Genomic DNA, 21036 nt, shown 5'->3' on the forward strand with positions numbered 1-21036 from the left:
ATAATAGATATAAATAGCTGCCAACGAGAGGTCGATAGGGCATGGAGGCAAAGCTAGACCCTGAACACCTTCATCACTTCGTCCCCCAGATGATTGATCACCTTCACCGCGATCCGCCCGGACTTGGGCTTCTCGAACGGGCGCGAGGTATTGCTGTTCAAGGTCGCCCAGGCCTCCGGGTCGATCTCGGCCTTGAGGGTTGTCTTCAGGGACTTGTAGGGGTCGTTGGCGCCGAGGAAGTAGGCGTGGCGGACGAAGAAGCTTTCTTCGTTGTAGTCGGTGTCGATGAACCAGCAGGCGATGCCGTCGGCGCCATCGCTGACCACTTCGCCGGTTTGCGGCTTGAAGACGTCGACGCCGTTTATTTTCAGTCGCAGCTTGCCGTCGGGCGAATTTTCATCGTCTCGGAGCAGGGTGATGTCCGGCTCGCCGAAAATCACGAAAAGGTTGCCCTGGCCGGTGTTCTTGAGGTCCTCGGCCATGTGCAGGTCGGCGTTCATGCGCGCCTTGAGTATCGGGATACGGCCGAGCTTGCTGAAGTCGGTGGCGTGCGCCTCGTAGTTGAAGGCGCAGGCGATCAGCACGTCGAAGCCGCCATCGCCGGCTTCGCGCGCGGCGGCGACGAGGTCGGCGCGCTGGACGGTGCCGAACTCGGGGCCGATGAAGATCGCCGCGCGCTTGTCGCTGCCGGTTTCGGCGCTGCCTTCCAGGTAGCGGCCTTCGGCGCAGACCAGATCGCCGGGCCAGGGGGTGAGGGCGGTGAAGCTGATCCGCCCCTCCTTGTGCGCCTGCTGCACGCCGGCCGTCTTGAGGTTTTCGAGGACCATCTGCGGGAAGGACTGTTTCGCCGCGTAGTCGGCGCGGTCTTCGTTCAGGATGTCGATCAGTTCGTCGTCCTCATCGACGCCGAGCACGCGGTGCGGGCTGAGGCTTTCGACGGTAAAAGGGCCGGCGACGCGGACCGTTTTCCTGTCCTCGTAGGGCTTGTCGTAGAGGGTCTCGAATTCGGCCCTGGCGGCGATCGAAGCGTCGATTTCCTGCTGCCGCGCGATGCGCGCCTGCCACCAGTCGCCGTGCAGCTTCTTGGTCGCGTCCGGCCACCTGGCGTCGGCGTCGCGCGGCAGCTCCCACTCGTGCCAGGATTTCTGCAGCGCCGCGTTCAGCGCCTCGCGCAAGGGCTCCAGCTTCGCCTGCCACTGCTCCCAGATGACGTCGATCTCGGCGTTGTTGGCGATCGACTTGAGCGTGATGTGCGGCACACGCTCATAGACGAAGCCGTGGCGGATGTCGCCGTGCACCGGTTGAGAACTCGGCGCGGAACGGGTGACCTCGGCTTCCTTGATCTGGCCGGCACGCGAATCGGCGAGCAGGTAGAACGGATAGCGCGCGCCCATGATGCGGGCGCGGGCCAGAGCCAGCGCGACGCGCGAGGTGTCGATGGTGATCCAGCGGCGGCCCCATTGTTCGGCGACGGTGGCAGTGGTGCCGGAACCGCAGGTTGGGTCGAGAACGAGGTCGCCGGGGTCGGTGGCCATGAGGAGGCAGCGTTCGACCACTTTCGCGTTTGTTTGGACTACATAAAGCTTGTCCGACGCGAACCCGGCAGTGACGGTGTCATCCCATGAATTGTTCAGTGGATAGACTGGAAAATCTTCAATGTAGCGAATGTAGCTAAGCGTGTTTCCTGCCAGTCCAAGGCGCCGCGCGATATGGAGCCGTTGCATACCAGTAGAGGTTGTCTTCCAACCGCTCTTTCCAACGGGAATCGTTCGGCCCTCGAACCGGACCTCGAAGTACTGCGGGCCTCCTGAGCTTTGGCTTGTTAGGTTGTCGAAGCGGAAGAGTCGCGCGCCGTCAGGAGTATTCACTCTCTCGTGATCGTTGGCTCTCCGCCTGTCGGTGCGATCGCCGAAGTCGAGTTTGTTGTAAGCCGCTGCACCACCGGAGAGATCGCCTTTTGACCTATACGCCTGCCGATACTTAATCAAGGTCCCGTTTTTCCCAAACCAAAGTATGAAGTTGTTCACGGAAGCAAGGGTGTCGGTGCCGCCTGAAGGCGAACCTGCCCCGCCGGTCGTCTTGAAGTTGATTTGGCTTATGAAGTTCTGATCACCAAAGACCTCATCCATCACCGCCCGAACCCGGTGCACATTTTCGTCGCCAATCTGCACATAGATCGACCCCGATTCGGTCAGCAGATCTCGCGCAACAGTCAGCCGATCCCGCAGATAGGTCAGGTAGCTGTGTATCCCATCCCGCCACGTATCCCGAAACGCCTTGACCTGCTCCGGCTCACGCGTGATGTGGTCGGCCTTGCCGTCCTTGACGTCGCGGCTGGTGGTGCTCCACTGGAAGTTGCTGTTGAACTTGATGCCGTAGGGCGGATCGAGGTAGATGCACTGCACCTTGCCGCGTAGACCCTCGCGCTCGGCCAGGCTGGCCATGACCTGCAGCGAGTCGCCGAGGATCATGCGGTTGGTCCAGTTCTGGTCGTGCTGGTAGAACTCGGTCTTGTCGGTTCCAGTCGGGATGCCGTTGAAGTCGGCGAAGAGATCAGGCGTCGTCTGCCCGGCCTCGTGTGCTCGCTCCCTGGTGCTGCGCAGCAGATCGTCGATCAGCACCTTGGGCTGCACCTTCTCCTGGATGTACAGCGGCGGGGCGTGGACGACGAGGTCGCTCCAGTCCTGCTGGTCCTTGCCACGCCAGACGAACTGCGGATCGAGGTCGCGATTTCGGTTGGATTTTTCGTCGCTGTCGCCAGCGACGGTGCGCGGGTAGCGCACCTGCTTCGGCTGCTGCTGTTCCGCGTCGAGCACGGACTGGTATTCCGCCGTCGGGATGTTCTTGCGCTTCGCCTCGTCGTGCTTGAGCGCTTCGACGGTTTTGGTGCTTGAGTTCGTGGCCATGTCTATTGCTTCCCTGTCGCCGCTTGCGCTGCGGCGGACTCGATCATCTTGTTGAACGCGCCTTCTACCTTGGCGGCAAAGTCGGCCTCGATCTGGTACACCTCGGTGAACTCGGCAAAGGCCCAGCGTCCGTAGCTGCCGAGGTGGTTCACGCCGGGGACCCAGTAGCTGTCCATGGTCGATTTCTTCTCGACCGCGTCCTCGCGACGGTAGCCCTTGATCTCGACGACGAGATGCAGCAGGTCGTCGTCACCATGGCCGTCGTCGACCAGTACGATGAAGTCGGGCAGATACTTGCGCATCGCCGACCCGAAACGATACGGCACTTCGAGGCCGAGATTATGGTTCTTGACGTAGGCGCGAACCTTGGCGTGCGCTTCCGCTACGCGGCAGAATTCCCCTTCCCAGTCGCTGTCGAGAACGACCCAGTTGATGTGGCAAGACCGTGAGCTGCTTTCCCAGCGGTCGGTCTTCGAGGTGTTGAAGCGGACGTGCATGGTCGAGCCGGTCGGGTTGTAGGCATCGAGCAGGGCCTTGATCGGGCGCTGGCCGATGAACTGGCGGGTAATCGCGGCGGTGATCTTGTTGCACGCCATGTCGGCGAGTTCCTGGTACATCAGCAGGGCGGGATAGGTGCCGCCCTTGCAGACCAGGTAGCTGTCCAGCCACTGTCGGGTGATCCGTTTGAGCTGGCCGAACAGATGCAGTTTCGGCTCCTCGCCGGGGTCGCGCCACTTGCTGTAGAGAAGCCGCCTGGTCAGCTCGAAGATCAGCGTCGACGTGCGCACATCGCCAAGATGCTGGAGGCTCATGTCGACGCCTTCGCCGATGATGCCGGAGTTGCGGGTGATCGACGGGCCGACGAGGTCGGGGCTCAGCGTCAGGAAGGACTCGTCGTTGAACGCGGCGCTCAGTCGTTCCTGCGGCAACTCGACGCGATAGCCATCGACGCGGGGAAAACGGATTTCGAGGGCGTCGCGCTCGGGGCGCATCGCCTTGACCTGTACGGTTTGCCGCGGCGGCTGTGGTGGCGCGATGACCGGCTTGGCGGTGAAGTCGAAGGGGATGCCGAAAACATCGGCGTACTCGACGTTGAACAGCCCTTCCTCGTTGAGCTCGTAGGATTGTCGGCGCAGCGCGCGACCGATCACCTGCTCGCAGAGAAGCTGTGTGCCAAAGGCACGTATGCCGAGGACGTGGGTGACGGTGTTGGCGTCCCAGCCCTCGGTGAGCATGGACACCGAGACCACGCAGCGGATTGCGCCGCCAAGTTGTCCCGGCTTGCCGACGGTGTTCATCACCTCGCGCAGCAGTTCCTGGTCGCTGATGTTGTCGCCGGCACGGGCGTCGCCCGAGCGCTCGACGATCTCACGGCGAAAACGCTCGATCTCGTCGGCGGCCATGCCGCGGAAACTGGCGTCGAGTGCGTCGCCCGCTTCGAGCTGCTCGCTGTCGATGAGCAGGGTATTCGGGCGTGCGAGAGGATTGCCGGTGCTGTCGTCGAAATTGCGGAACAGGGGCAGGCGGCCGTTCTCGAGAGCGCTGCTGCCGTCCTCGCGCTGGCGGTGGAAACCGGAGACGTAATCGTAGACCAGCTTGGAAATCGCCGTGTTCTGGCAGACGATGATGAAGCAGGGAGGAACCTTGATGCCATGCTCGTCCCAAAGCCCGAAGGTTTTTTCGTAATGACCGTAGAGCGCTTGCAAGGCGGTCTGCAGGCGCGTCGGCAGCTTCAGTGGGTCGAGCTGCCCACCCTGGCCGCGGCCTTTCTTCGGCATTTCCTTGCCGATGTTCTCCCAGAGGTTGCGGAAGACCGGCATTTCGTCGCCGGGGATGTTCTCGGCGACCGGCACGCGTGGCAGTTTGACGATGCCGCATTCGATGGCGTCCATCAGCGAGAAGTCGCTCATCGTCCATGGGAACAGCGTGCCTTCGACGTAACCCGAGCCGCGCAGGAAGAACGGCGTCGCCGAGAGGTCGATGACCCGTGCTGCACCAAGCTTGCGCTTGACCGCCTCGATACCGGAAATCCACAGGCGGGCGGCTTCGTTGTTCTTCTCGGCTTCCTTGCGCTCGTCGCCCTTCAGTTCTTCATCATCAGCGTCTTTCGGTTTCTCGCGGTAGCAGTGGTGCGCTTCGTCGTTGATCACCAGAATGTTCTTCATGCCCATCAACTCGGGCATCACCCGTTGCAGCATCTGGCCTTCGCTTTCGAGCGTCTGCAGTTCTTCGCCGCCGCGGCCCTGCAGCAGCTGCCGTCCGCCCTTGGCCAGCTGGACGCGCTCGCGCAGCTTGAAAGCGTGATAGTTGGTGATGACGATCCTGGCACGGCCCATGTCGTCGAGCATGTCGCCTGGCAACAGTTCGCGGTCCTTGTAGTAACTGTCGGGGTCGTTGGGCTGCAGAACGCGCAGACGGTCCTTGATGGTCAGGCCGGGCGCGCAAATCAGAAAGCCGCGCGTGAAGTTCCTGCTGGCGGGGCGGCGCACCGCGTTGATCGTCTGCCAGGCGAGGAGCATGGCCATCACCGTCGTCTTGCCGGCGCCGGTGGCGAGCTTCAGCGCCAAGCGCAGCAACTCCGGATTGGCGTCCTGGTTGGCCGCCGCGAGATGTTCGAGGATGCCCTTGCCTTGCTTGCTCAGCGGCGCAACTTCGCTGAGCCAGATCGCCGTCTCCGCGGCCTCGACCTGGCAGAAGAATGGCCGAATGCTACTGAAAGTGTGGTGACGCCAATGCTGCAGCAGGCGCGCGGTCTCCGGCGTCACCTGCCACTGGCCGGGATTGGGCAAGGCGCGCCAGGAATCGACATGCCCGCGCACCTGATTGATGATCGAAGTGGGGTCGTACTGTTGCTGCTTGGTTGACAGTCCCTGGCTGTCTTCGAAGACAAACGCTTCCTGCTTTCCCTTGGCGGCGCTCTTGCGCTTCCTGGGCTGGGGAATCGGCGTAATGAACTGCGCCCGCCTGCGTGTTTCGAGAACCTGCTCGGTCGGTTGCCCGTCTTCGTTCAGTTCCCAATGTCTTGCGGGGCACGCGTAGGGCGAGTTGAGAATCGGGTGGTCGAAGAAGGGGTTGGACATGGTCGCTATCGGTTGTCCTGGCCACTGGCCAGACGGTTTTGTTCTGCCGCATCAATGATCTGTGGGCGCGCGTCAAAAAAGTCCCGATAGGCGCAGCCCTCACTGCAGGTAATGCAGGAAAATCTCCCGGCCGGAGGTGGCTGACCATGGCGATGGAGCACCTTCTCACCTGGCTGCGCTACGTCCTCGACCGTAGGCGAATGTACAGTAACATCCGGCATAATCCAAAAGCAAAAGAAAGCCAAACTCGTCTCGGATGAAGGTTCTCGGCGCCACTAACGATCATGACAGTCGAGATACCCCGGATGATGATAGTCATGCCCGTCCGCCGCTCACTTGCAGTGCGCATTCCGGCTTGCACGCCGGAATCGTTCGCCGGGCAGCGAGCATGCTCCCTGAATTCCCCGCTTCACCCCCGGCCCTTCTCCCGCAGGGGGGGAAGGGAGGTTCGTGAGTCGCATACGCGACTTTCACATCAAGAACTGGCTCGATCAGGGGCTGAATTCAGGCTATCTGTGCGGCCCGAGCGCCCAGGCTTTTCACCCCCCGTGACGGTGAACCTGGGTCGATGCTGCTCGTTTGGGGATCTCTTGCAGGGCGGGCGACTGCCCGGCGGCGGCGTGGCGTGAACTTGGGCGGGGGGGCGACCTCCGTGGGGCTCGCGTTGGCGCCGACTGATCCTCGCTGTAGGAGTCACGCTGACCGGGAAATCCAAGACCAGAAGGCCAATCTTTGGCTGTGACCGCGAGCACAGGCGCGCGGCGTCCCGCCGAGCACGAACAAATGGCGCGGCGCGACTCGCGGCAGCGGCGACAACGCGTAGGCCGACACTCGCCTGCGCCGGTGCGCCGATTATCCTTCGCTGCGTGGCGTCGGAACCTTGTGCGCAGAGGGTCTTGACGACGCTCGGTGAACCGGCCTTTAATTCCATTGCCTGCAAAATGTCTTTGCACGCACGACCATTAAGGAGACGGCCATGGGCAGCAATCGCATCGACGCCAGCTTCACTTCCGAGCAACGCGAAAAGGCCAAAGCCGCGCTGGCCAGCCTTGCCGAATCCTTGCCTTTCCTGATTGACCTCGGTACTGACGAGCGGATGACGATGCTCAAGTTCGGCGAGAAGAATCGCTCCTTCGTGGTCAAGGCCCTGGCCATTGCCGAAGCGCAACCGGAAATACTCCCGAGCAGCTTCCCGCTCGGGGAATTTCGCAGCGATGTCGCGCTGGTCGAGAGCCTTTATCCGCTTCGCCACGCCATCGAAACCCTGTCGCGCCAAGTGGACGACACCTATTTCGCTGCCGGGAGCGAGGCCTACGCCGCCGCCCTGCGGGTTTATCAATACGCCAAGGTGCACAACCTTGTTTCCGGTGCGCTGGAGGAAGCGATTGGCGACCTCGGCCAGCGTTTTGCCCGCAAAGCCCGCCCTGGCACGCCGGACGCCTGAGTCGGCGATTCCAACGATTCCGGCGATTCCAACGATTAACGATTCCAACGATTCCAACGATTCCAACGATTCCAACGATTCCGCGCACCGCCAGGCGGCCGCTCGGCCGCTCGGCCTGCGGTCGCCGCTCGCCGGGGGGCGGGTGCCGCGGCGAAGGGTCTCCCGCTGAGCGGGGAATGTCGCCTGCTCGAACTCCTTCCATGGACGATCGCCGCGCGAGAATCAGCCTTCGATCTTGAAATGTCGTGCTTGAATCCTGGCGATAGAAGCCTGGGTGAAAAAGATCCACGCGTCGGTAAAAATAATCCAGGTTTTCATGGTCGCCATCGGCGCATCGATGGCGACGATAGAACGATCGATGATGCGCATCGATCCCTATCGATGCCGCGCACTGGCCGTTCGCTGCCGGCGATGCAAGGATGGTTGCGGAAAGATGAGTCTTGGAGCAAAAAGTATCCGCCCTGGGTCGCCACGGATGAAGCATGGATCAAAAAGATCGAAGCGTGATCCGCGCTCATGCAACTGTCGATCAATCCGCTACAAACTTCGCCGGCGACGCCCGGCGCTTCTATCAAAAAGACGCAGCAATCGCTGTTGCGCAGCGAATGTTTCATCACGGCGATGAAACGATCGGCGCCGACGCTGAACGGCTCGATTGACGGCGCCCAGCCGTCGGTCAACAGCATTCAAATGAACACCGCCCGGCCCGGCGGCAGGCAGTCCCGCCGGGTCGATCGAAAGCCGCCGCTTGGACGCGCCGTTTGAACGCCGAACGAGGTATTCCAACAGTGTGCTCGCCCCTGCGGCTGCCGAGCAGCAGCAGGATCGCAGATGCGTGCGCACGGCAGCTTGAGGCTTCGCCAAGCGACCGTAGCCGTAGCAGACGTCCTCAGGCGGGCATGGGTCGCTTGCTGCCTTAGCTTCACATGAAGAGCAGGGCAGAGAAACCACTGCCAGTGGTCAACAGGCGCAGGGCGACGTCGGTCGGCAGTCGGCTACCAACGGACGTTGCGCCTGAAAAAACAGCCGGCGCGAACGCCAGGTAACTGATCTCGAACCAGCCATCCGGTTGCCTTCGGACTCGGGCAGATCCTCGCCCAGAGCGGTCATTGACGGCACACTATGCGGCCGGCCGGTATGGATCCTTTACCGGCCATCCGGTGGCCAAGCACGCCGAACGGCGGCTTCGATCGTTTCGCTACGCCCGGTTCCGACCCATTGCCGCCGCTCGCCACGGCACAGACTCAACGGCAGGTTTAAGAGCTGACCTGCCGCTCGTCAACCAACTTTGTGCTGCTGTTGGTCGGTTTGCGGAACGAACGCGTTGCGGGACCCAGAAAAATACATGGTACCCAGTTCGGGATTTTCAGTACTAGACCGCAAGTTTTTTTTGTTGTCACGCAGTTAGACTTAAGAGCGTATGACGATGAGCGCGATAGTTAAAACTCAAATCAGACGACCGCAGGAATTTTGTCGAGCTTCTCGGTTGCTTCACCCGCTGCAAAAACCCCAATGGCAGGACTTCCTGGAGATTCGTCTTCATCTACACCACATAATCGAGCGTTCCGCGTAATCGGCGATTGCAGACGTCCGACAGCTGGGCCAAGAGATAGTACAAAGGGCGCGCAACCGTGTCCCCGAATACCCGAAGTTTGGCCTGTTAGTTGATCACTGTTGCTGACCAGCGCTTGCGCGCACCCTTATCCGCCGTATTGTGGCCGGCGGGCCAGCCCGCAGCTTGCCCCCCCCCGTAACTCAATCCGTCAGCTGCGTAGCAGCGCTCAAGCCGGCGCGCTGCGCTTGTGCCTTCATCGCCAGTGCTGCAGTGGGATTGCTCGCCTTGAGACGCGCGTAAGAGCCTGCAGCAGCGGCGGCGTTGCCTTCCAGCAGGTAGCTCATGGTCAGAATGCTCAGGCCGCCCGGCTGATCGGGCAGGCGAGCGAGTACGACGCTCGCCTGCTCACGCGCTTTCGCCGACAGGCGCGCACCGAGGTAGCTCTGGGCGAGATAGAGTCGCCCATCGAGGGCGTCGGGCTTGAGGGCGATGGCTTTTTCCAGCGCTTCGATGGCGCGCGCGAGATTGCCGCTGCGCAGTTGCACCTGGCCAAGATTGATCCAGCCGTTGACCAGCTCGGGCGCGAGGCGCACCGTCGTCTCCAGCGCGTCCCTTGCTTCGGGCAGTCGCCCCAGGCGCATCAGGGCATAGCCCTTGCTACTCCAGGCCTCGGGGCTGCTCGGCTGGGCAGCGATGGCGAGCTCGATGTAAGGCAGCGCCGCGGTGACGTCGCCCGATTCGCCGAGCACCTTAGCCATCGACAGCGGCAGTCGTGGCGGCTGCGGCTTCGCCGCCTCGGCACGGCGCAGCACGCTCAGGCCATCGGCCAGCCGGCCGACCGCGGCCAGGCTTTCACCGAGCGAAACGAGATCGTCGGGGGTCGCTTGCTGCAGCGCGTCCAACTGGCTGAAAGCCGCCACCGCATCCGGGTAGTTCTTTGCGTTCAGGCTGATCGCGCCGAAGATGCGCCAGACGTTGGCGTTCAGCGGCGCTTCGCTGGTTGCTTGCCGAATGTCTTCGAGTGCCGCCGCCTGCTGGCCAAGTGTGCTACGTACGCTGGCCCGATTGGCGCGCGCCTCTGCGTTTTTCGGTGCCCGGCGCAGTGCCTCATCGTAGGCCTGCTCGGCTTCGGCCAGGCGGTTGAGGTGGGTCAGGGCCGTGCCCAGCCCATTCCAGGCGCCCGGGGCGTCCGGCGCTTCCGGCGCCAGCTGTAGCGCCTTGCGGAAAGCGTCCTGTGCCGGCCCGTAGCGCTTGCGCTCAAGCTCGCTGAAGCCGATCGTCCGCCAGGTTGCCGCCTCGGAGTTGGCGTTGGCAGGGGCGTCGCCAGCGTCGGCAGCGCCTGTTCGCGGTGCCGAAACGCCCCGCCTGGCGTCTTCGCTCTTACCTTGTTTGGCCAGCGCCTGCGCTAGCTGCTGGCGGATTTCGTCATTCTGCTGGTCGAGACGCAGCGCGATGCGGTAGGCATGCGCGGCGTCGGCATGTTGACCGAGCGCGTCTTCGATCGCGCCGAGCCGGCTCCAGGCACTTGGCTCGCCGGCCGCGAAGCGGGTCGCCGCCTGTGCTTCAACACGCGCTTCGCCGAAGCGCCTGGCAGCGAACAGCCAGTCCGCACGGATACGCCGCGGCGTCGCATTGCTCGGCCGCAGCTCAATGGCACGGACAAGAGCCGCTTCGGCAGCGTCGTGATCGCCACGCGCCTTGGCCAGCACGGCTTTCTGCGTCCAGCCGGTGGAGGAGTACGGGTCGAGGCGGAGCGACTCTTCGGCGGCTGCTGCGGCTTCCTGGTGGCGGCCGGATTGGTCCAGTGCCTGGGCGAGATAGATATAGGCGAGGGCAGAAGTCGGTTGCGCTTGCAGCCAACGGCGGGCGTGCGCGGCCAACGCCGGCCAGTCGGATTTGCTGACCAGGGCCGTGGCTTCGTCGCGCCAACGTGGCTCGGGCGATGGGATCGCTGGCGCCGCCGGTGGCGGCTGGCCCTGCGCCGACAAGCGATCGACACCATCGGCCGAGAGCACCAGATTGAGGTTCTGGCCGGTGCCGAGGATGGCGGTGGTGAAGCCGATCAACCGACCCTGGCCGTCGAAGAGGCCGCCGCCACTCGAACCGGGCGAGATCGCTGCGCTGGTGAGCAGAGTCTTGTCGCCGTCGTGCTTGCCGACCAGCAAGCCGCTGCTCGCCGCGAGACCGAAACCAAGCGGATTGCCGACTGCCAGCACGCGCTCGCCGACCTGCAGCGAGTCGCTGCTGCGCAGAGCGACGGGCTTGGCCTTAAGCCCGTCGACGGTGAGCAGGCAGACGTCGCGCTGGCCGTCGACCCGTGTCCAACGGCCGACCAGTGCCTGCGTGCCGGCTTCGATGCGAATTTGCATCGCGTCGCGGACGACGTGGCAATTGGTCGCCACCTGTTCCGGGCCGACGACGACGCCGCTGCCTTGAGCCAATTCGCCGCCCTGATCGTCGACGGCGCGCACGCTGACCACAGCCGGCGAGACCATGGCGAAGAGTTGCTCCGGCGACAGATCCGCAGCCGTGGCGGTACTGAACAGGCTGGCGCAGGCGGTAGCGATTAGCGCCGCCGAGGATACTCTTCCCGGAATCATTGCGCCCCCTCCTCATAGGTGACGATCAGCGTGCGATAGGTATCGCGGGCGTATTCGGGGTCGACCGCGCGCAACTGTTCGTAGGCACGGCGGGCGGCGCTTTGCTGCCCGTCGGCGTGGCAGACTTCGGCCAGCGCCGCCCACACCTTGGCCTGTTTTGGATCGAGTTCCAGCGACTTCTCAAGCGCCGTAATGGCTGCTTTGCGCTGGTCCAGAACCGCCAGCGCGAAGCCCTGTTGCCGCCAGGCGGCGGGGTCGGCAGGATGCGCCGCAGTCAGCTCGCGAGCGATCGCCAGCGCCTCGTTCGCCCGGCCACCATCCTTCAGCTCGACCGCCAGCCAGAACTTGGCGGCGTCGCTCTCTGGTGCGACTTTCAAGGCCTGGCGAGAGGCCTCTATGGCCTCAGGGTGGCGGTCCAGTTCGGCCAGAGCGATGGCCAGCGCGATCCACGCTTGCGCCTCGCCCGGCGGCGCTTTGGCGATGCTTCGGCGCAAGGCGGCAACGCCGTCCACCGGCCGGCCCAGTTGGCGTAGCGTCAGTCCTTGCAGGTAGTTGGCGGTGGCAGTGTCGACTTCGCTTGCCGGCAAGCCGGCGAGGCTGATGAAGGCCCGCTCGGGCTTGTTGGCCTGCAAGTACAGGCCGATCAGTTGGTAACGGAAATCGGTGTTGGCAGGGTCGAGACCTGAGAGCCGGCTCCATATCGCCGCCGCCGTCGCGTGATCACCGCGCTGCTGGGCGAGTTCGGCCAGATTGACGTAGGCGCGGATCAACCACGGGTCGAGCTGGGTGGCTTGGCGATACGCCGCTTCCGCATCGCCGGCACGCCGTGCGGCCTGCAGAATACGGCCGTAGAGGAACCAGATCGACGCATCCTGGCGGTCGCGCGCCAGTAGTTTCTCGACCTCGGCCAGGGCGTCGTCGAAACGACCCTCTTTGAGCAGCGCTGCGCCAAGGCCGATGCCACCCTGATTCGAGCCGCGATCGAGCCCCTGCAACCTGCGCCAGGCGCGCTCTTCCTGCGCCACGTCACCAACTTCTCCGGCGGCTAGCGCTGCATAGCGCCAGGCCTGCGGCGACGCCGGCGCCTGACTGGCCCAGCGTCTGGCCAACTTGTCGAGCTCCGCCCAGCGCCGCTCGCTGACCAGCTTGCTGGCCTCGGCGTCGAAGCGATTCGCGTCGCCCTGGGTCGCGGCGCGAGTCTCGATTTCGGCGATCCATGCCGCCGGCGCAGCGAAGTTGACGTTCTGACCGCTGCGCTGCCGGTAGTCGACAATCCCCAGCAGTTTCCCCTCGCTGTCGAGCAAGGCGCCGCCCTGCGCACCGGGCGAGATGGGTGCCGAAAACTGGATGTAGTCGCCGCTGGGGAAGGCCCGCAAGCCGCTGACCAGGCCATCGGAGATGCCGACACCGTAGCCGAGTGCATTGGCCACGGCAAAGACGCGCAGGCCCGGCTGCGCAGCCGTCTGGCGAAGCGCCAGGGCCGGCAGCGCGTGACTGGCAACCGGCGTCGACAGAATGCACAGATTGCGCTCCGCGTCCTGTGCCTCCAGGCGCGCCGCAAAGCGCCCCGACGGCAGGCTGATCTGCAACGATCCGGCTTCCGCGAGTCCATCGCAAACACTGACGAAGCGATCAGGCACCACCAGCAACGCGCTGCGCAGATCGCTCTGGCTACCGTCCGCGCTACGTAGCTCCAGCGTGCCGATCGCCGGTGCAGCGAGCGCATAGACCTCGGCGGGCGACAGCTCCGCCGCCACAGTCGGCGGGCTGGCGAGAGCGATGCAGCCGCAGCCGGAGAGCACGGCAAAGAGAATTTTCATTGGCGACCTCGGGGTTGGGCGGCTGAGAAGCTGTCGGCGAAAGGGCAAGCAGAGCGGGCAAGCGCCCTATCGGCATGCTCGGAGTCGGGCGTGGTTTTTTTTTGGTGAACTTCGGGGACGCAAGGATTGTACACACGCTTTACTTGCCGACGATCAAGAACTCGAAAACGGGCAAACCAGCGACAAAAGTTTATTTTCCAGCTATCGCTGCAAGTGACTCGCCTACCAATATAATCGGGGTTTAGGTCGTTTCCTGTGGAACGGGCAAGAACGGGGCGAAGGGCGAGGTGGGCAAATGAGTGAGCTTCCCAGCGATAAGGTAGGCCATGGCGATGAAGTTTTCGACGCGGCGATAGCCGCGCGCCCGTGCGCGCGCCTCCTGGAGCGATCGATTCATCGCTTCGACGCGGCCGTTGTGTTTGCCGGCGTTAAAACCGTTGAGTACGCCAGGAAGATGCTTGCTGATCGTCCTGCCGAGGCGCTTGAATGGTTCGAGTCGGCAGCGGCTGGCCCAGCTGAGCCAGCGCTTGAGCAGGGGCGTGGCCTCGTCAGGTGTCGTGGCGGTGGCGTAGATGGAGCGCAGCGCCTGCTTGATCCGCCAGGCCCGTGCGGTCTTGAGGTTCGAGCGCTGCAACCAGTGCATGGTCTCGGTTTGTTTGACGGTCCAGTCGGCGGGCTTCTTGTGCAGGCCCCAGCGGGTGCCCTTCAGTTCGGGTTCGCTCTTGACCTCTGCTCGTCGCACCTCGTCCAGCGCCGTGCTGCTCAGAGCAACGACGTGAAAGCGGTCAAAGCAGACCTCGGCTGCTGGAAAGTGCTCGGCGGCGCCGGCCTGGAACGAGCCGCTCATGTCCATGCTGACATGGGTGATCGCGGTCGGCTGACCACCATGCTCGGTAAGGTCGCTGGCGAACTTCCCGAGCGTGGCCTTGTCCCGTCCCGGCGTCGCAAACAGCAAGCGCTGTGCATCAAGATCATAAAAAACAGAGATGTACGTCTGGCCGCGCTTACTGGCGGTCTCATCGACGCCAATCACGCGAACCTCGGCATGACTTTCCTGCGCACGCGCTTGGCCCACATGATGATTGATCACGCGCCACAGTCTGCGACTGCGCACACGCAGCAGTCGGCCGGCCGCCAGGACCGACATGGTCGGCGCCAGCATCAGCGTCAAAGCCTCGAACAGCAGGGTGAAGCGACTGCCTTCTCGCGCCCAAGGCACGGCGATCTGCGTGACCTTGCCGCAACCGGCACAGGCCACTCGCGGCACCTCGGCATGCAGGTGGGCTTCGTACTGAAAGAAATCCATATGGCGCCAGGAACGCGCCAAGCGGTCATGCAGCGGCTGCGCTGCCGCACCGCAAGCCGGGCAAGCATGATTGGCCGCGCCAAATCGGACCTGGAAATCGATCCGTCCCGACTCTGGCTTGAAGATGACTTCAGCTACCTGCCAAGGAGCAACGAGGCCCAGAGCCTGGGTGAACAGCGTTTCAATCATGAGGAAGAGGCCGCGAGAGGAAAGGCCGCTATTGTCCTCCATGCCGAGGGCGGCAGACTGCCTTCCTCGGCCCGGAGGAAGCGTAAGCGAGCGGGCAGCGATGTAAAGGGTTCGGCTGCGCCCGGACTGCGTCCGCCCTTGACATCGCCGCCCCCTCAAACCGCCAAAACCAGCGCCCGTTCCACACGAAACGACATAGAGCCTATAATCGCCTCGCACAGCGACCGACTACGGTCCCATGAATGCATGCAACGCTGACGACAGCTTTACCATCCAAACACGGGAGCAATCATCTTGAACGCGAATAAATTCTTTAAATCCTGGTGTGCGGTTGTGTCTCGGCTCGCGCAAGGCTTGCTGCTGAGTTTGATTGCCAGCAATGCGCATGCGCTGGTCGTAACGATCGATGCCAACCAGAGTATGGTTACTTTTTCCGGGAGCCAACAAATTATCTGCGACGTATCCGGAAACTGCGGCCAGCCGCCACCGCAGACCTTTGCTCTCTCGGGCAGTTTCGATGTCGTTTTTGAATCGCAATCTTTTCCCGTTTCCTTCTTTCCGCTGCAGTTAATCGACGTGGACCTCGTTCGTTTTGACTCCCCGGTCGTTGACGCCGGTGGAGGGGCGGCGCTGGGGTTTTCTTTACCGCGCCATTTCGGCATCGTCAGCGGCCAGAGCTTCGCCTCAAACGGCAATCCCTGCGAATTGCATTTTGCGGGCGGTTGTAGCGCATTTGGCAGCAACGGTGAATTTTCCGGCGAGTTTGACGGCGTCACACTTCTGGTTAGCGGCCACGGGCCAAGCAGCTTTGGCAGTGTCCAATCCTACCGTTACGACATCGTTGCGCATGCAGCAGCGCCGACATCGGTGTCCGAGCCTGGCGTTCTGGCCTGTCTCGCCCTTGGAGTGATTGGCTTGGCAGCTATTCGGCGGCAGCGACTGGCCTGAAAGCCATCCGCCGTATTGTGCGCCGCCTGTGCATCTCATTTTTTTGGCGTGCAGGGTCTCCGCTTTCGGCAATTACGCCACTTAGACAAGCCATCGCGTTTGGTCGCAGGCCCTGCAGCGCGTTCGACGGTGTTGCAGTCCGACCGGTAACTGATCGGCCTTATGTGGAGCTCCACATAAGGCCGGGTTGCACCCACAGGTCTTCCGGCAGCTATCAGAGTAGAGCGGAAGTCTGAATGGCTGCTCTGTCGAAAATGCGAATGGCTGTTCGTGGCCGATACCGCCCAGTGGCCAAGCCAAGTTTACCGCCGTAAAGCAGTCGCTCGGGGTTGGCTCGTCCGGCCTCCGTTGCGCCTCCCAGTCTCGCCGACGCCTATAACGCACGTCGTCAAAAGCAGGGGACCATCGCTCGACGCCAAGGGGCGTGCCCTCCTCGAGGAAGATCTGCGTTCGCCCTGCACCGAGGAAATTACAGACCTCCCGGAATCCCCGGCGAACGTGGTCGAATTTTGGACAGTAGGTCGGCGAAGGCCGTCTCATAGCGGAGACTGGCCGACCTCGATGCGCAGCCATTTTCCGCCGGGAATCCTGGCGCCGAGGCCAGTGAGCTTACGGCACAGCTGTTCTTGGGCATAACGGCGGGCGGGTTGCTGTAGCGGCTCCAGGCGCACGACCACCCAGTGCTCGTCACTGCGTACCCAGCCATGGCAGTTGAAGATCGCATAGAGCAGGTCCACCCGATCGCTCTCCTTGGCATAGCTGTCGTCAAGTCAATCGAGAAGCTGGCGGCGCACGTTCCATACGGAACTCGTAACGAAGTCAAAGAGATTCTTGCCCTCGTTATCGATGGCGTTGAAGGAGCGGTAATCGGACAGCCCCGCGACATTGATGCGCTCGGGCAAGCGAGCCTTGTCGGCCTGGAGTTGTTTGAGTTGCGTTTCGCTCACGGCGATGGCCGCAGCAAGCCGACGATGCCACTTATCGCAACTCGTACCAGACGCCTCTGCCGGCGCCGTGTTGACCAAGGTGGCCTTGCTCCACGAGCGCCCGGAAATGTTGCTTGAGCGTGTTGCGATTGCCTTTGGTCAGCCGAATCGCATCGCCCATGGTGATACGTCCATGCTCGCGTGCGAACTCGACGATTTGTAGCGAAAGCTCCGGTAGCGAGGCCAACACTAGCTTCTCGCGTTCGACCTTGCGATTGAGGCGGCGGACCTGCTCCGCAAGCGCGCGCAGGAAGAACGTCAGCCACGGTTGCCAATTCGGCTCGTTCGTGCGGATCGAGCCTTGCGTTTGCCGCAACGCGAGGTAGTACGCTTCCTTGCTCTGCTCAATCACGCTTTCCAACGAACTATAAGGTACGTAGGCGTACCCCGCCTGCAACAACAATAAGGTAGTGAGAACCCGGCTAAGTCGGCCGTTACCGTCCTGGAATGGGTGAATCTCGAGGAAGACCACGATCCAGATGCCGATCAACAGCAAGGGGTGAAGCCGTGCCGTTTCGCGTTCCGCATTGAACCAGCTGATCAGTTCAGTCATCAGGGATGGCGTATCGAATGGTGTCGCGGTTGCGAAGACAACGCCCAGTTGCTTCCCGTCCTCGTCAACAGCGACCACGCTATTCGTCGAAGTCTTGTAATTGCCCCGATGCCAGGCGTCCTTCTCGCTGTAGGTCAGGAGGTCGCGGTGCAGTTGTTTGAGGTGGTTCTCGGTCAGTTCGATGTCCTGCCAGGACGAAAACACCAGTTCCATAACCTCGGAGTAACCGGCAACCTCCTGTTCGTCCCGGGTTGCAAAAGACTTGATCTGCAGATTGGAGAGCAGGCGCTCGACCTCGCGATCGGACAAGCTGCTGCCCTCAATACGGGTAGATGAACCGATGCTCTCGATGGTGGCAACCCGACGCAGAGCGGATAGCCGATCAGGCGCTAGCGTACCGAGCGCACGCCATGCACCCTTGAACTCATCGATTCCAGCGATGAGAGTCAGGATTTCTGGGGTTATCTGAACGGCATTCGAGGGGATCATGGGCGCCAATACTACATCCATTTGCACCCATTTAAACAGGGAGATTTATCAAATACGGAGCGCGTAACGTTTCGCCATGTAGCGGGTAATCGGTGCATAGCGGACGCAGTTGGCGAAGATCGTCACCGACAGCTTTGGCCGAGTTGGGTGAATTGCCCTTCCGGCAGGTTCGGGGGTGGAGCAGTCGCTCGGATGGCTGCTTACCGGGATCATTGAACGGCGGCACCTGGCCGATACCGCCCAGTGGCCAAGCCAAGTTTGCCGCCGTAAAGCAGTCGCTTGGGGTTGGCTCGTCCGGCCTCCGTTGCGCCTCCCAGTCTCGCCGACGCCGATAACGCACGTCGTCGAAAGCAGGGGAGCATCGCTCGACGCCTAGGGGCGTGCCCCCCTCGAGGAAGATCTGCGTTCGCCCTGCACCGAGGAAATTACCGTCTTTCAGGCGTTTTCCCGGGTCATCCGCGAGGCCGGCAAGAGGTTCGTGGTGATGGATACCGCGCCGACCGGCCATCCGCTGCTGCTCCTCGACGCAAGCGGGGCCTATCACCGCGAGATCGCCCGCCAGATGAGCGGCAAGGACCTGCATTTCACGACGCCGATGATCCTGGATGCCTCTGTTGAACATCGGGCGAAACTGCTGAAAGCTAGTATTGGCAAGCCTTTGCGGGCGATTATTGCTAGCGCGCCACAGTTCCTTTTGGATGCCGGCGAAGGGGGCAAGAACACGTTTATCGACAGCAAGTTAGTCGGCTGCGCCACCCAATGCTCCCAACTTGGCGCACCATTTTTCTAACGTCTTTTTTCTCACGCTTTTTTCGTCAAGTCGCGTCTGACAGAAAAAGCGTTCTCACGAACAGGTGTCCTCAGTTTCCCCCGCCTGATCGCCTGCCTGCTCGGCGGATACACCTCCAAAGTGCAGTCTGAACTGGACGCGTTCTTTGCCAGCCTGGCCAACCGCGCCGATCTGCTGCGAGAAGTCTCGGCGCAGGCCTTTGCCAAAGCCCGAATGCAGGTGTCGGTCGCAGCCTTTGAGGTCCTCAACGATCATTTCCTGGCCCTGGTCGATGCGCAGTTCGGCTTTCCCCTCTGGTACGGCCTGCGCGTCGTCGCCGGTGATGCCACAGTCCTGCGCTTGACCCTCTTCGGGAAGACCCGTGACGGCAAGCGATTCGTCCGCCACATAGTCGACGCCATTGGCTTCGCGCTCTATCTGCCCGGTATCGGCTGGCGCTGGCGCTCCTTGGCTGCTTACCGGGAGAGGGGGCGGAACTGAAGGTCGATGGACAAGAGTCTTGTCAGTTACGCGTGCTCAAGGTCCAGCGGCCAGTGGGATAGGCGGGAATAGGCCGGGACAGGGCGGGGTCCTTGCGAACCCGGGACACGCAGCCCTTCCCTTCGCTCAGAGGTGCGGCGTGATTTGCGGCATCAGGTCGGCGAAGGTTCTCCCGACGCCGTTTTCGCCGATCGCATGCATCTTCCATTCGCTGTTGTGGCGATACACCTTGGTCATGATCTGGGCCGAGTGGTTACCCTGCACGCTCAGGTCGTAGCGGGCAATCTCCTGACCGTTGGTCTTGTCGATCATCCGGCAAAAAGCGTTCTTGACCTGCGAAAAACCCTGCCCGGTAAAGGAGTTGACGGTGAAGACCAGGGACTTCACGTTGGCCGGAACCGCACCCAGGTTGACGATGATCTGCTCGTCATCGCCTCCGCCCTCGCCGGTGCGGTTGTCACCGCTATGCTGGATGCTGCCATCGCGGCTGCGCAACTGGCGAAACCAGACCGTATCGAGAAGGGCGCCGCGCTCATCGAAGAGCAGACAGGAGGCGTCGAGATCAATCTCCTGTTTGCCGCCGCCGAAGCCCAGGAAACCTTTTTTCTCCATCACGTCCCAGCCCAGCCCCATTACCACGGTCGTGAGTGCACCACCGCCTTCCTTGGCAAGACTGATCTTCTGCCCCTTCTGCAAACTGATTGACATATCGACTCCCTGGCTGTGAAAACAAATTAGAGAAAGGTTTTGATGTCGTGGTCGAGCGCCCGGCAAATCTGCTCCAGCGTCTGCTGCTCGGTGCTGGCGAGGTTGCCATCCGCGTTGGCGATGGCCAGGCACACGCTTACGATCAGAGGGGCCTCGGGTTTGCCCTTGAAGACGGCAATCTTCTGCAGCGCCTCGCCACTGGCAATGGTGGCGTCGAACTCGAAGCGCGACAGGTTCTGATTGAAGGCCTCGATCACCTTGTCCGACTCGAACACGCTCAGTTGCTCGGAATTGCGCACATAGCCCATGAGCTTCTGTTTTTCGGCGGAAGACACTTGCCCGTCACTGTAGGCGATCATCGTGGAGCCCGCGACAATGGCCTGGAGCAGCTCCTTCGAGCGAAACTTCTTCATCTCGGAATTGAGCGACTGGGTGACCTCGCGTACGGATTGTTTGAGGGAATCGAGGAAAGACATGGCCGGGTTACCTTTGCATGACGGGATTGAGGGAGAGAAAGGCACGACGCCCGGCGTCGTGCCAGGAAGACAATCAGACCGATTCAGACCGATCAGACGCTGACGCCAAAGTTCTTGGCCAGTGGGCCGAGTCCCCCCTGGAAGCCCTGGCCGATGGCCTTGAACTTCCAGTCACCGGCGTGGCGATAGATTTCGCCAAAGATCATCGCGGTTTCCACCGAAGCGTCTTCCGACAGGTCGTACTTGGCGACTTCGCTGTTGGTTTCGGCATTGACGCAACGAATGTAGGCGGCGGCTACCATGCCGAAATTATGGCGCCGTGCTTCGGCCTCATGGATCGTGACGCACACCGAGATCTTCTCGATGTCCGCCGGTACACGGGAAAGGTCAACCAGGATGGCTTCGTCGTCACCGCTACCGGCGCCTGTCCGGTTGTCTCCGGTATGCTCGACCGAGCCATCGGCTGACTTGGCCTGATTGTAAAAAATGAAATCCGCATCACCGCGCACCTTTCCCGCAATGGTGAGCAGGAAAGCACTCGAATCGAGGTCGAAGGCCTCGCCATCGGTGGCTCGCACATCCCAGCCCAGCCCGACGAGCATTTTTTTCATGCCTGGAGCTTCCTTGCTCAGATTGACGTTGCCGCCTTTTTGCAGACTGATTGCCATGGTATGTAGTTCTCCATCTTGAAGGTGAATGAAAAGCT

The 21036-nt window shown here is 62.1% G+C and carries 16 protein-coding genes and 1 pseudogene; 5 read left to right on the top strand and 12 right to left on the bottom strand.

Annotated features, from left to right (window positions below):
- Nucleotides 1–53: 53 nt before the first annotated feature.
- Entirely contained in the window at nucleotides 54–2906 is a 2853-nt protein-coding gene (locus tag QZ648_RS05000; RefSeq protein ID WP_291996291.1) for a site-specific DNA-methyltransferase, read from the bottom strand.
- Between the two features lie 2 nt (nucleotides 2907–2908).
- Nucleotides 2909–5986, bottom strand: a complete 3078-nt coding sequence (locus QZ648_RS05005) for a BPTD_3080 family restriction endonuclease (RefSeq protein ID WP_291996292.1) — start codon at nucleotides 5984–5986, stop codon at nucleotides 2909–2911.
- A gap of 976 nt (nucleotides 5987–6962) precedes the next feature.
- On the opposite strand from QZ648_RS05005, the gene QZ648_RS05010 reads away from it, so the two are divergent.
- A complete protein-coding gene (locus QZ648_RS05010; RefSeq protein WP_169068002.1) occupies nucleotides 6963–7430 on the top strand; it encodes a hypothetical protein in 468 nt (155 codons plus the stop codon).
- Between the two features lie 222 nt (nucleotides 7431–7652).
- On the opposite strand, the gene QZ648_RS05015 is transcribed toward QZ648_RS05010, so the two are convergent.
- Nucleotides 7653–7799, bottom strand: a complete 147-nt coding sequence (locus tag QZ648_RS05015) for a hypothetical protein (protein WP_291996293.1) — start codon at nucleotides 7797–7799, stop codon at nucleotides 7653–7655.
- A gap of 147 nt (nucleotides 7800–7946) precedes the next feature.
- Here QZ648_RS05015 and QZ648_RS05020 point away from each other — a divergent pair, with 147 nt between their 5' ends.
- Complete coding sequence (locus QZ648_RS05020; RefSeq protein ID WP_291996294.1) at nucleotides 7947–8195, top strand: hypothetical protein; 249 nt, start codon at nucleotides 7947–7949, stop codon at nucleotides 8193–8195.
- Nucleotides 8196–9185: 990 nt separating this feature from the next.
- On the opposite strand, the gene QZ648_RS05025 is transcribed toward QZ648_RS05020, so the two are convergent.
- The 3 genes from QZ648_RS05025 to QZ648_RS05035 form a co-directional block, all read right to left on the bottom strand.
- The gene (locus QZ648_RS05025) at nucleotides 9186–11585 is read right to left on the bottom strand and encodes a serine protease (protein ID WP_169068004.1); all 2400 of its coding nucleotides are present in this window, start codon (nucleotides 11583–11585) and stop codon (nucleotides 9186–9188) included.
- A complete protein-coding gene (locus tag QZ648_RS05030) occupies nucleotides 11582–13405 on the bottom strand; it encodes a serine protease (RefSeq protein ID WP_169068005.1) in 1824 nt (607 codons plus the stop codon). Before QZ648_RS05030 ends, QZ648_RS05025 begins: the two co-directional genes overlap by 4 nt.
- 241 nt (nucleotides 13406–13646) lie before the next feature.
- Entirely contained in the window at nucleotides 13647–14942 is a 1296-nt protein-coding gene (locus tag QZ648_RS05035) for an ISL3 family transposase (RefSeq protein WP_291996295.1), read from the bottom strand.
- Between the two features lie 252 nt (nucleotides 14943–15194).
- On the opposite strand from QZ648_RS05035, the gene QZ648_RS05040 reads away from it, so the two are divergent.
- Nucleotides 15195–15848, top strand: coding sequence for a PEP-CTERM sorting domain-containing protein (locus QZ648_RS05040; protein WP_291996296.1), 654 nt, complete (start codon nucleotides 15195–15197; stop codon nucleotides 15846–15848).
- A 536-nt stretch (nucleotides 15849–16384) separates the two neighbouring features.
- Here QZ648_RS05040 and QZ648_RS05045 read toward each other — a convergent pair.
- The 3 genes from QZ648_RS05045 to QZ648_RS05055 are packed head-to-tail and all read right to left on the bottom strand — an operon-like array spanning nucleotide 16385 to nucleotide 17876.
- Nucleotides 16385–16585, bottom strand: coding sequence for a hypothetical protein (locus tag QZ648_RS05045; protein WP_291996561.1), 201 nt, complete (start codon nucleotides 16583–16585; stop codon nucleotides 16385–16387).
- 33 nt (nucleotides 16586–16618) lie between these two features.
- Entirely contained in the window at nucleotides 16619–16795 is a 177-nt protein-coding gene (locus QZ648_RS05050; RefSeq protein WP_291996297.1) for a hypothetical protein, read from the bottom strand.
- Nucleotides 16796–16826: 31 nt separating this feature from the next.
- Nucleotides 16827–17876, bottom strand: a complete 1050-nt coding sequence (locus tag QZ648_RS05055) for a Fic family protein (RefSeq protein ID WP_291996298.1) — start codon at nucleotides 17874–17876, stop codon at nucleotides 16827–16829.
- Nucleotides 17877–18216: 340 nt separating this feature from the next.
- Here QZ648_RS05055 and QZ648_RS05060 point away from each other — a divergent pair.
- Nucleotides 18217–18474 (top strand): annotated as a pseudogene (locus tag QZ648_RS05060) (ArsA-related P-loop ATPase); the annotation flags it as partial.
- A 312-nt stretch (nucleotides 18475–18786) separates the two neighbouring features.
- Nucleotides 18787–19146 carry a hypothetical protein gene (locus QZ648_RS05065; protein WP_291996299.1) on the top strand — a complete coding sequence of 120 codons (360 nt, stop codon included), beginning with the start codon at nucleotides 18787–18789 and terminating at the stop codon, nucleotides 19144–19146.
- 126 nt (nucleotides 19147–19272) lie between these two features.
- On the opposite strand, the gene QZ648_RS05070 is transcribed toward QZ648_RS05065, so the two are convergent.
- From QZ648_RS05070 to QZ648_RS05080, 3 genes are all read right to left on the bottom strand, one after another.
- Nucleotides 19273–19854: a TerD family protein gene (locus QZ648_RS05070; RefSeq protein WP_291996300.1), complete on the bottom strand. Its 582-nt coding sequence runs from the start codon at nucleotides 19852–19854 to the stop codon at nucleotides 19273–19275.
- A 26-nt stretch (nucleotides 19855–19880) separates the two neighbouring features.
- Nucleotides 19881–20330, bottom strand: a complete 450-nt coding sequence (locus QZ648_RS05075) for a TerB family tellurite resistance protein (protein ID WP_291996301.1) — start codon at nucleotides 20328–20330, stop codon at nucleotides 19881–19883.
- Nucleotides 20331–20422: 92 nt separating this feature from the next.
- Nucleotides 20423–20998, bottom strand: coding sequence for a TerD family protein (locus tag QZ648_RS05080; protein WP_291996302.1), 576 nt, complete (start codon nucleotides 20996–20998; stop codon nucleotides 20423–20425).
- Nucleotides 20999–21036: the final 38 nt, after the last annotated feature.

Origin of the sequence: Candidatus Accumulibacter sp. ACC012 (genome assembly GCF_907163155.1) — a bacterium.
GTDB lineage: Bacteria > Pseudomonadota > Gammaproteobacteria > Burkholderiales > Rhodocyclaceae > Accumulibacter > Accumulibacter delftensis.